Origin of the sequence: Bradyrhizobium sp. 164 (assembly GCF_023073715.1) — a bacterium.
Taxonomy (GTDB): domain Bacteria; phylum Pseudomonadota; class Alphaproteobacteria; order Rhizobiales; family Xanthobacteraceae; genus Bradyrhizobium.
The window spans coordinates 1-10,067 of the sequence record NZ_JADPKA010000003.1; the positions used below are offsets into that span (position 1 = coordinate 1).

At 58.1% G+C, this 10,067-nt stretch carries 13 protein-coding genes and 1 pseudogene; 4 read left to right on the forward strand and 10 right to left on the reverse strand.

What is annotated here, in order from left to right; genetic code table 11:
* The 10 genes and pseudogenes from IVB01_RS01180 to IVB01_RS35330 form a co-directional block, all read right to left on the reverse strand.
* Positions 1–409, reverse strand: a pseudogene (locus tag IVB01_RS01180) (RNA polymerase sigma-54 factor); the annotation flags it as partial.
* A 387-nt stretch (positions 410–796) separates the two neighbouring features.
* Positions 797–1,042, reverse strand: a complete 246-nt coding sequence (locus tag IVB01_RS35300) for an aldehyde dehydrogenase family protein (protein ID WP_346659325.1) — start codon at positions 1,040–1,042, stop codon at positions 797–799.
* Entirely contained in the window at positions 1,020–1,178 is a 159-nt protein-coding gene (locus IVB01_RS35305; protein WP_253075148.1) for an aldehyde dehydrogenase family protein, read from the reverse strand. Before IVB01_RS35305 ends, IVB01_RS35300 begins: the two co-directional genes overlap by 23 nt.
* Positions 1,141–1,473 (reverse strand): aldehyde dehydrogenase family protein, encoded by a 333-nt coding sequence (locus IVB01_RS35310; protein WP_253075145.1) that lies wholly within the window; start codon positions 1,471–1,473, stop codon positions 1,141–1,143. Before IVB01_RS35310 ends, IVB01_RS35305 begins: the two co-directional genes overlap by 38 nt.
* A complete protein-coding gene (locus IVB01_RS35315; protein ID WP_253075146.1) occupies positions 1,460–1,678 on the reverse strand; it encodes an aldehyde dehydrogenase family protein in 219 nt (72 codons plus the stop codon). The genes IVB01_RS35310 and IVB01_RS35315 overlap by 14 nt, the downstream gene beginning before the upstream one ends.
* A gap of 20 nt (positions 1,679–1,698) precedes the next feature.
* A complete protein-coding gene (locus IVB01_RS35320) occupies positions 1,699–1,806 on the reverse strand; it encodes an aldehyde dehydrogenase family protein (RefSeq protein ID WP_253075149.1) in 108 nt (35 codons plus the stop codon).
* Positions 1,807–1,975: 169 nt separating this feature from the next.
* Positions 1,976–2,923 carry a thiamine pyrophosphate-dependent enzyme gene (locus IVB01_RS01195; RefSeq protein ID WP_346659327.1) on the reverse strand — a complete coding sequence of 316 codons (948 nt, stop codon included), beginning with the start codon at positions 2,921–2,923 and terminating at the stop codon, positions 1,976–1,978.
* A gap of 84 nt (positions 2,924–3,007) precedes the next feature.
* Complete coding sequence (locus IVB01_RS01200; protein WP_247494215.1) at positions 3,008–3,394, reverse strand: thiamine pyrophosphate-binding protein; 387 nt, start codon at positions 3,392–3,394, stop codon at positions 3,008–3,010.
* A gap of 36 nt (positions 3,395–3,430) precedes the next feature.
* On the reverse strand, positions 3,431–3,802 hold the full coding sequence (locus tag IVB01_RS35325; RefSeq protein ID WP_253075147.1) for a methyltransferase: 372 nt from the start codon (positions 3,800–3,802) through the stop codon (positions 3,431–3,433).
* Complete coding sequence (locus tag IVB01_RS35330) at positions 3,792–4,307, reverse strand: methyltransferase (RefSeq protein ID WP_346659326.1); 516 nt, start codon at positions 4,305–4,307, stop codon at positions 3,792–3,794. Before IVB01_RS35330 ends, IVB01_RS35325 begins: the two co-directional genes overlap by 11 nt.
* Before the next feature lie 1,038 nt (positions 4,308–5,345).
* Between IVB01_RS35330 and IVB01_RS01210 the strand changes: the two genes are divergently transcribed.
* From IVB01_RS01210 to IVB01_RS01225, 4 genes are all read left to right on the forward strand, one after another.
* On the forward strand, positions 5,346–6,308 hold the full coding sequence (locus IVB01_RS01210) for a CoA transferase (RefSeq protein ID WP_247494216.1): 963 nt from the start codon (positions 5,346–5,348) through the stop codon (positions 6,306–6,308).
* 147 nt (positions 6,309–6,455) lie between these two features.
* A complete protein-coding gene (locus IVB01_RS01215; RefSeq protein ID WP_247494217.1) occupies positions 6,456–7,862 on the forward strand; it encodes a CoA transferase in 1,407 nt (468 codons plus the stop codon).
* Between the two features lie 222 nt (positions 7,863–8,084).
* Positions 8,085–9,584: an alkaline phosphatase family protein gene (locus IVB01_RS01220; RefSeq protein ID WP_247494218.1), complete on the forward strand. Its 1,500-nt coding sequence runs from the start codon at positions 8,085–8,087 to the stop codon at positions 9,582–9,584.
* Positions 9,585–9,917: 333 nt separating this feature from the next.
* Positions 9,918–10,067, forward strand: a 150-nt coding sequence (locus IVB01_RS01225; protein ID WP_028182456.1) for a transposase, incomplete at its 3' end; no start/stop codon positions are given.

Genomic DNA, 10,067 nt, shown 5'->3' on the forward strand with positions numbered 1-10,067 from the left:
GTACTGGCCGATCATGCGCTGCGCCGGCGCGGTGAAGGCAACCGAGAGCTGCTCGGCAAGATGGTCCGACAGGGTCCTCTCTGCCGCGACGAAGGCTTCAAGATTGTAGTCTTCGTCACCGGAGGCGCCGCCGGCCCATTCGGTGTAGGTGGTCGTCGCGGCGTCCTTGGCGTTGCGCGCGGCCGCCTCCCGGCTGCTCGGCGCTGACCTCACCGACCCTAGTCAGGGATTCGACACCAGCTGCCTCGCCACTGGCGCGCTCGAGCGGAGGATTGCGCTCGAGCTCCTCCTCCACGAACGTCATGAGATCGAGATTGGATAATCGCAGCAGCTTGATCGCCTGCATCAACTTCGGCGACATGACCAACGATTGCGAATGCCGGTACTCTAATCTCTGCGCGATCGACATGGAGCAAGAACCAATACTGAACTTAGCTGAGGTTCCTTCATCTAGTCAGGAGCTGATCCACGTGCTTTGATGTCGCTCGAAAGCAGAGTCGGCGTGGGAGTTCTGGAGCGAGCGACTGGGACCGCAGATATGCCGGAGGAATTTGTGGGTAATTGAAATCCTCTCCGGATGCTTACGTCAGTCCAGCATGGTGCGGATCGTCTCTTCCCCGAGCACTGCCGGCGTTTCTGACGCTGAATGCTTTTAGCACTCGTTCTGCCGGCGCGTTACTTGGTCCGATTTCCGCTTCATCTTCGCTCCTGGTGGCTATGATGAAGCTCGCTCTGTGAAGGTCCTCAACTCGTCCACAAGTGCTGACGGCAAACAGGCTCTTGCCTTTTCCACGAATCAATTTTCCGGAATGCTATAGCCCGTTGCAGGCCTAGACAGGCCACGGAGTGAGTACGTCTTCAGCTGCGTGAACCCGCGCATCGCCTCGAGAACACGCTCCTTATAGCCGAGCCCAGATTGCTTGATCCCGCCGAAGGGCGTCACTTCGGTCCGATAACCGGGAAGTTCCCACACATTCACGCTTCCTACGTGGAGACCATTGATCAGTCTCGTGACATGATCAATCCGGGTTAGAGCAAACACCCGCGGAAAGTCCAAACTTGGTAGCGTTTGCGATTGATATGATCTGATCGATATCGTTTGGGCAACGGATGATCGGCAGCACGGGCCCGAATGTTTCTTCAACAACAAGTTCGGAGGTCGCTCGAACATGATCCAGGAGCGTAGGTGGATAAAATGCGCCGTGAGGCCGATTGCCGGCCCATCATCAATCGCGCACGTCGAGCGATAAGGTGAGCGGCCTCTTGGCTGATCACGGTCCCGACGTCCACAATTGGATCGCTGGGGTCGCCGGTCATGAGCTGCCGCATGTAATGGAGCGCACGATCTGCAAAATCGTCCGCGATAGTTTCGGTTACCAGCGCCCGCTTGACGGCTGTGCATCGTTGACTGGAATTCTTGATTGCACCTTGGACGGCTAAATACGCTGCGCGTTCGGGATCAGCACTCCTCAAGAACGATGATTGGGTCGTTCCCTCCGAGCTCGAGGATGAGCTTCCGGTAACCGGCCCCCGCGGCGATGTATCGCCCCACGCACGCGGACCGCATCCGGGTCGGTGAAATAGCATCTTCCATCGAGCCCGGGGTTCCCGTCAGGATTGAAAGCATCTCCTCTGGGAGTCCCTGCTTAAACAGTATCCTGCTTGCCAGGGCGGTCAATGGAGCTCGCTCGGGGGGCTTTAGGACGACGCGGTTGTTTGTCGCAGAGCGAGTTTATGGCTGACAAGATTGAGAGGATGATTGAATGGAGTGATTGCGGAGATCACGCCGACAAGAGGCGTGCGCATAGGCAAAGATGCGTCGTTCGTGAGGAGTTGTGCCGATGTCACATGGATAAATCTCGCCCTCGCTCTGAATCATTGCGTGGGCGGCAAACGACCAGACGTCGCAGGCGCGTTTGGTCTCATGCAGGGCGTCTTTTCCGTACATGGTCCGGTCGTGCCTGCGGCACTTTGCCTACAAGCATCCCCGTGAAAGGATCGTCAGGTCCGAATGGGAAGGCGAACCTGCTATGAGCATCGGATGATAGTCTTGATCAATATCAGACATGCGATAGCTCAATGAGGATGTGAGTGTGACATTGCTGGAATGTGTCGCGACTTCGTCGGAGTAGATGCACTGGCAGCGAGCGGAGCCCTCGGAGCGGTTGTTTGATAGACGGTCGCTTTCGAAAGGATTGCCCATGTAGACCAGGCGCAGGATGGCCAGAGTCGAAGATGATGGCTTCGGTGCATCACCAGTTCCTTCTACCATGCTGTAGCTGGCTCGCTGCGGTGGTTGTGGAGCGCTCGCTGGAATGTGGTCTTGTTCTGAAGAGGCGAATATCGGGAGGTGACGCGAGGAAGCCGCGGGATGCTGCCGATTGACCTTGCAAACTATAAGAGGACCACTCGTCCTAAAGCATTGCTGTGTGACAGCTATGAGATGATCTGACCACTTACAAAGGGCGGCGGTGCGATACCCACAGGCTGAAGCGACGGCGTCGGGGGATGATGAGGTCGAGAGCTGACCACCTGTTGAAACGTAGCCTTCGTTGTCTAGCACCACGTGGATCATATTGTTTGGGCTTGCGTAGCCAATGGTCGACAGAACCCCCATGTGCATCAGTGCGCTGCCATCTCCATCCAATGCCAGGACCGTTCTGGCAGGCGCTGTAAGCGCACGTCCTGCAGCGACCGCGCTGCAATGTCCCAGCGAGCCTTGGACATCGAGATTCAGCGGACGATCCCAGACCCGGAACAGCTCACGAGAGGTAAATCCGGACGTAGAAATAGTGAGGGTATCGGAGTCGATCTGCCGGCAAATCGTCTCGATGACCTCCCCGACACTGAGCCCATAGTCGATCGTGCCACGCGGTCGCTTTACTGCGTTGCAACTGGATAGCTGGTCACTCCGAAAGAGCAGCGCAAACGGTGCCTGCGGAACAGCTCGTCGCTAGTCGCGATGGCACGATCCACGCCGGGGTCAGTTCCATCGAAATCGCACCACTCAATTGAGAGGAAGCCCAAGAGGGCCATTGTCTTGGCCCCCCATAATCGTGTGTTGTGGCTCGTCCGCAGGCTCATCGGGGTGACCGCGGACGGATAGGAGGAGCAGGACCGGTATTTCGCTGTCCATTAATAATGACGTCAGGGGGTTGATGATATTTCCGAAACCGGAGTTCTGAAGCGCCACGACCGCTCGGCGACCAGACAGCACCGCACCCGCCGCGAAGGCAACTGCACTGCCTTCATTAGCTGCGGGAATGGCCAAGAGTCCAGGCTGACGAGCTGCTTCGTCGAACAGGGCAGCAAAGTGTGAACAGAGGACGCCGGAGAAGAGGCTGTACCCAGCCGTCCGGAGCTTCGACAACAGAACGTTGGTTTGAATCGGCATGTCGCACTCACGAATTGAGGAAGAGCAGGGGCAGCATCAATGCCTCCTCAAGCCGTCTGATCTTAGGTGGTCTTTCGGGCGACAACCGAAGTTGCGGTTGCAGATGGATTTGTGGTAACCGATTTGCTCGAAGCCAGCTTCCTCAAGCATCGTGCGCATGTCTTCGAAGCTGTAACAGCAGCCCTCGTACCCTGTCGTGAGCAGCACGGAATATTCTGCTTCAGCAGCCGGAGACGGATGGCTTTCACGGTCGTCCGAGTGGCAGCTGAAAATCGCCCCGCGCCCGCCGGCACGAAGGGCCTCGTAAGACTTGTTCAGGAGAAAGCGGACCTTGTCTGATCCCCAATTGTGAAGAACGTGCGAATAAAGATGGAGGCTTGCGTCCCTCGGCAGCGGGTCAACGAACATGTCTGCAGCTATGACTCGGGCGCGATCGGGGTAAAGCTTCCGCTCCGTGAGGCCTCTCCGCGCAAGGCTGATCAATGGGCGGCCGCTCTAGAATCGTCGCTGTGAGTGCGGGATAGCGCATTAGCAAATAAGCGGAATACACGCCCGATCCACCGCCCACGCCAAGGATGGAACTTTCATTCGTGCAATCAAGAAGAGTTGCGAGGTGTGGCGCAAAAATCCGCCCTCGCTCCTCCATCCCGCGTGTATTCAGGTCAGTGAACTCGTCGGTCTGCATCAGGGCGTCCCAGCTCTTCGTCACCCCGCGCTCAACGTGCCAGGTGTCGGCGCCTCCATCTCTCAAAAGTTCGTAAAGCTCCCGAAAAGGCTTATACTTCATCGTTGCAATATACGATGCGACGCTCTCCGGGGATTTGCCACTCAGATACCGAACGGACGCTGCGGTTGCGTGCAGCCGGCCGGCTTCGTCAGTGATGAGGCCCCACGATTGAAAGAGGCGAAGCATGGTCCGCCTCGGACGCTCCCGAAGGGAGAAATCGACCCGAAGCTCCTCCTCCGTTACCGGATGTCCGTCAAGGTAGGTGAAAAGATCAAGCCATGAGACAGCGGCAATATAGAGATCCGCGGCATACGAGCTGTCACGCCACCTGATTATCTGCGCTAACTCGGGCCCGCAACAGGGCAGTCGGGCGATCCTTGCCGCTTTAAGACGGCGCCAGATGATGATGCAGACGATTCCATGATCGCATGTTCCTCTAGATCAAAGTCATTCAGGAGTAGATGAGATCGCTCATCAAGGCCGCAATCTCTGAGGAAGCTGGGGCCGCTCGAAAGACGCTGAGGATGCGGTCGCTCAGAGCGGAGGCCTTGGCAGCACGAGGGGGCCAGAAATATTTCCGGTGACATCTGAGGCGGCGTGCTTGGCGAATGCGCGTCCGAGTCATTATGCGCTTCCATGAGCTAGAGAGCTCCTGTTGCATTCGACCGCTGACGGCACGCGAGCGCTCGCCCTATCTGCAGTAACGCAAGTCTTTCCACTGGATCAATTGCGAGAGTTGGTAGTTGACTAGAGAACGGAGCGACACACCGCCACCATATTGGATCTTGTTCGGCAGATAGCCGAGCGCAAGCGGACGCGTTGTCTCATTCCGCGCATTGTTGTGATGGTTGCTTCAATGCGATCAGTTGGGTCGAACGAGATGCAAAGTCTATCGAGCCCTTCTCGCGTCATGAATCTCGCGCTGGACGCGATTGGTACGATTGTTGCTGCGTTGGCCTCACTTCCACTACAAGAGCGAAAAGAGCGCACACGGCTTTGTCTGCATCTAGCTGTTCCTACATTTTGCATAAGTTCGGCAATGTATCCCGCCGTGGACAGGCAAGTGCCGGCCACTTAATGGCATTTTGCTTCTTCGAGCCGGATGTTGACTGTCCTAGTCATTGTCGCTCGGGTCCACGTGATTTCCGCCGTGCTCAGGGTCGATTCCGAGTACCGGCTACAGAATGGGCCCTTGATTGCTATACCACGACGGCCGGGATACCCATGGCCTGCCAAGCAGCGGTACGTCCGCTCGTCGAGACGCGGATTCGGCCAGTGATATTGGGGCATGGTATGGATAGCAAAAGGAAACACTCTCCGGGGGTATTGCCACATCAGAGGGTGATTGAGGTCGGCAGCTCGGACGCAAGCAGCTATTGCGCTCGATTGTTCGCAGATTTTGGGGCTGACGTTCAGAAGATCGAGCAGCCAGGGGGAGATCGAATTCGCCGTACTGCGCCACTCACTCCCAAGGGCCAAAGTGCGTGGTTCGCGTTTCTCAATTTCAACACGATCCTCGATCCTGCTGACGCGGGCACGATCGCCCGACTAACTGCACTGATCGAGGATTGCGATGTCTTGATCGATGGCCGGGATGTTGATTCCGCGAATTGCCCTCCCATTGATATCGGTGCGATCCGTGCCCGCCACTGCGGCTTGACCCACGTTGAGGCGAGCTGGGTCGGGCGTGGAGGACCCCATGCAGGCTTTGCAGCGACGGATTCGACGATCCGTGCGCTTGCTGGCCTCATCAAGCTGGTTGGACCGGCAGAGGGGCCACCTTCACACGCTCCAGATTTCCAGACAAGTATTCTTGCCGGCCTGTGGGGTTTTATAGCCGCGGCTTCTTCGGTGATTGCTCGAATGCGCGGCGAGCGGGGCCGGAGGTGGTCACTCAGTATCTTCGAATCGAGCCTCGCTCTCAGCGAATACCTCATCTTTGAGGCATCGGCGCATGCTAAGGTCGTACGCGGTATTGGCATCAATCGCTTCTGGCCGGTCTTTCGGACAGGTATTTACGAAACCAGAAAGGGATGGCTTGGCGTTACAACCTTCACACCCGCTCGGTGGAGAGCGTTTTGCGATATGCTCCGCCTTCCGAACTTGGAGACAATCCGGATCTGCTCCTCGGCAAGGATCGTCTGCAGGATATTGAACAGATCGAACAACAATTCGTACCGAGACTGAAAAAGCGTAGAGCGCAGCAGTGGTTTACCGAGGGGCGTAAGTAAGATTTCTATCGTGCCAGTACCCCAAATGTCTGATCATCTCCAAGACACTGAGAGGAAAGAGCGCGGCGCGACCGTGCCTGTTCTCCTTGACGGAGAAGAGGGCATGACCGCCAGCTCGATGCAACGCCTGACGTTAACTCCGCCGCGTCGAGTTGGTAAGGTTCCGGCTGCGGGCGAACAGCAAGCTATCGCGAACGTCCTGAGGCGTCTGCCTTCACCTTCAGCGGCCTACACTGATGCCGGACGGCCGCCGTTGGATGGAGTTCGCGTGATAAACTTCTCGATGGGGTGGGCAGGACCGTTGTGTACGCGCATCCTGGCCGATCTTGGTGCGGACGTCATCAAAATCGAGGCCATCCAATATCCGCATTGGTGGCGTGGCGTTGACCGACGCCCAGCTTTCATCGAAGATGAAATGTACGAGCGGGCGCCATGCTTCTGCATCATGAACCGCAACAAACGCGACATTACACTCGACCTCACCCAGCCACGAGGTCTCGCTCTTGTTAAGCGCCTTTTGACGAAAGCTGATGTTGTCGTCGATAATTATTCTGTAGATGTCCTGCCGAAGCTGGGACTAGGTTGTGATGTGCTCCGATCGCTCAACCCTCGACTGGTTAAGCTGTCGATGTCCGCGTTTGGCGCGGATAGTAGGTATCGCGATTGTCGGGCCTACGGCTCGACTCTCGAGCAGGGCTCGGGCTTGCCGGGCGTAGTCGGAAAGTCCGGCATGCCGACCGTGATGAGCCATGTTGCTTTCGGAGATGCTATCGGCGGCTTGAACGGCTGCGGCGCAATTCTGATCGCGCTGATTTGTGCCCGTGATGCCGGGCAGGGGCAGCTTATTGATCTTTCCCAGATTGAATGCATGCTGCCATTTGCGGCGCCATGGCTCACTATCCACTCGATTGACCCTATGCCGCCGAAAAGGTGCGGCAATCGACATCCGCAGTTCGTGCCTCACGGCTGCTTTCGATGCGCAGGCGAGGATAACTGGCTTATAATAGCCGCTACTGACAACGACATGTGGCAGAGGCTGGCCATTCTGATTGGTCGACGAGACTGGGCCATAGACCCGTCGCTTAATTCTGCAGAAGCCCGCCAGAGCATTGAGGACAACATCGAGGACGCTATCGAAGCCTGGACGCGCACCCGTGATGCAGATCAGGCGATGTTCGAATTGCAGTCGGTAAGGGTTGCTTCCGGCGTAGCTCGGCATCCAATCGACCTGCTCCAGGATCCCCATCTAAGGTCACGCGCATTTCTGCAGCAAGTCGAGCGCCCTTTCATAGGTGCGCATCTACAGCCATCAATGCCGATCCGCGAAGGGGGTGGACCTCATACGATTCGTACGGCGGCGCCGACGCTGGGGCAGCACAATAGCGAGATCCTGACTGGGCTTCTCAAGCTCTCCGATAGCGATGTTGCAGGATTGGCGAGCGAAGGCGTCATCGGGACGACAATGCTTTGTGCGGGGCGGTTAAAGGCAAAGAGTGCGTCTTCAGGATAACCGGCCCTGTCGTGCCCGGGAGCGGCTGTCGTGTGTGATGATCGCGGCACGATCTCGCGTCTTGAGCGAAAGTCGTGATGGGATCACCGAAAGCACACATGGACGGCGCGAAAAGTATCGGCGACATGGTCTCACCCAGCCTGTTCCGATCTCTCACCATGTCGCGGCGCTTCAAGTGAGCAGCCGTGGGGACCCTTCATACAGCTAAGCGAGCATGCCATTATGTCAGATCGATCAGGTCCAAACCGCGTTATCATCGTGCTGTTTGGCGGGCTTCGACCCGATCTTGTTAGTCCATCGCGGACGCCAAACCTAGATAGACTCAGGCGCCGCGGTGCTATGCTAGCGCGGCAGCGCACCATCTATCCCAGCGAGACCCGGGTTTCACTGACGAGCCTGATCACTGGCGCGACGCCGGATCGTCATGGCATTGTCGGCAACAAGTTTCTCGACCGCGTGGCCGCAGCGCCGCGCTTGATCGATACGAGCGACGACCGCCCGGTCGAGGACCTCGATGCCGCGAGCGGCCGCCATCTGGTCGGCGCGCCCTCGCTGGGCGAGATCCTCGCGGCGAACGGCAAGACGTTTGCGGTTCTCGCCTCCAATTCGGCCGGAGCAACTCGCATGCTCAACCACAAGGCTCGATCCCTGAGCCAAGTGACGCTGTCGGGTCCTTTCGCTCGCCTCGCGACGTCGGCCGCAATGCTCGAAAGGGTGGAGGCGCGGCTTGGGCCGATGCCCACCCCGACGCCTCTCGGGACGCCGGATCTTGCCGCTCAAGCCTTCCTAACTTCGGCGTTGCTTGACGGGGTCTGGCCTCAAATTCAGCCCGATGTCGCAATTCTCTCCTTCGGTGAGCCCCACACCTCGTCGCATTATTGCGGCATTGGCGCGAGGCCGACGCTGGAGGCGATCCGCTTTCTCGACGGCCAGTTCGGCCGGGTGCTTGATTGGTGGGAATCTGAAGGGGCGCCCAAGGGCGTGCATCTTATCGTTGCATCCGATCATGGCCATGTCACAGCGCACGCGCAGGCGGATCTCTTGGACACGTTGAAGGCAACTGGGATGCGTTGTGGCCAAGTGCCAGGACCGGGGATCGACGCGGTCGTCATCTCGGGTCAGGTTGGCGCCATTTACTTGATGGAGCCATCCGACCGTGCCATCAGTCGGTTGGTTGCGGCAATGATGGAACGCCCTTGGTGCGGACCAGTTTTTACGGCCGCTAAGAGCGGGGATGATGGGATCGCCCCAGGTAGCCTTGCCCGTCATCTGGTCTTCGCCGATCATCCCCGGTCCGCTGACATTTTGTTTTCATTTCGGGGGCACGATGGTCTCGATCCCTTTGGCCTTCCCGGCCGTTGCTGGAGCCCGAACTCGCCGGTTGGGCTCGGGGTGCACGGCGGGCTGCACGCCAAGGAAATGTCGTCGCTTGGCATCCTAGCGGGCCCATTGTTCAGATGCGGCGTGGAATCGCATGTGCCTTCGGGTATTTGCGACTTTGCGCCGACCGTGCTCAGCCTGCTTGGCATTTCGCGGCCGTCCACGATGACCGGCCGTGTCCTCGCGGAGGCCCTCATCTTCGGTGCAGAGGATCCTCCAGCCATCGAGACGGTTCATAAGGCGAGAGCCGGTGGATACCGGCAGGACCTGCGTCGCGTGCAGGTCGGTGCGACGATCTACGTCGATTCAGCGGGTGCTTCTTCATCCAATCACTGCAGTTGATCTTACGCGAGGGTCGATCCGATCTACTTCTGCCTGTCTTCCGTCTGATGGCCGAACTGCAAGCGTCAAGCAGGGCGGGCGACCGCAGGTTGCCTCGGCTTTGCTGTCCAAGGTCGCGCTCGCAGCAATGCTGTCGGATTTGAAACAAGAAAGCTGTGCCGCTCTCTTTCAAAAGCACTCCAGCACACTCAGGGTATCGTGGGCCAGTCCGGCGGCAGTGCCTGGCACAGACCATAGTGAGTTGGCCCAGCTCTTGCTTACTTGCCAAGGACTGAGCTGCTGCCGGTTTGATGGACACCGAGATTAGGTGTTTCATGAAGTCGGAGGTGGCCGATGAAGAGACGGAAGTTCAGTCGCGAGTTCAAGATCGAGGCGGTCAAGCTGGTTAGGGAGCGTGGGGTGTCGGTGGCGCAGGCCGGGCGCGACCTGGATGTTCATGAGAACGTTCTGCGCAAATGGGTGAAAGAGTTCGGCTCGGATCCG

What these genes read in the sequence shown, in the direction of transcription:
- IVB01_RS35320 (WP_253075149.1), bottom strand. Translation starts at nt 1,806, where the DNA reads ATGCGCACGCCTCTTGTCGGCGTGATCTCCGCAATCACTCCATTCAAT.
- IVB01_RS01200 (WP_247494215.1), bottom strand. Translation starts at nt 3,394, where the DNA reads ATGCCGATTCAAACCAACGTTCTGTTGTCGAAGCTCCGGACGGCTGGG.
- IVB01_RS35325 (WP_253075147.1), bottom strand. Translation starts at nt 3,802, where the DNA reads ATGTTCGTTGACCCGCTGCCGAGGGACGCAAGCCTCCATCTTTATTCG.
- IVB01_RS35330 (WP_346659326.1), bottom strand. Translation starts at nt 4,307, where the DNA reads ATGCTTCGCCTCTTTCAATCGTGGGGCCTCATCACTGACGAAGCCGGC.
- IVB01_RS01210 (WP_247494216.1), top strand. Translation starts at nt 5,346, where the DNA reads ATGGCCTGCCAAGCAGCGGTACGTCCGCTCGTCGAGACGCGGATTCGG.
- IVB01_RS01215 (WP_247494217.1), top strand. Translation starts at nt 6,456, where the DNA reads ATGACCGCCAGCTCGATGCAACGCCTGACGTTAACTCCGCCGCGTCGA.
- IVB01_RS01220 (WP_247494218.1), top strand. Translation starts at nt 8,085, where the DNA reads ATGTCAGATCGATCAGGTCCAAACCGCGTTATCATCGTGCTGTTTGGC.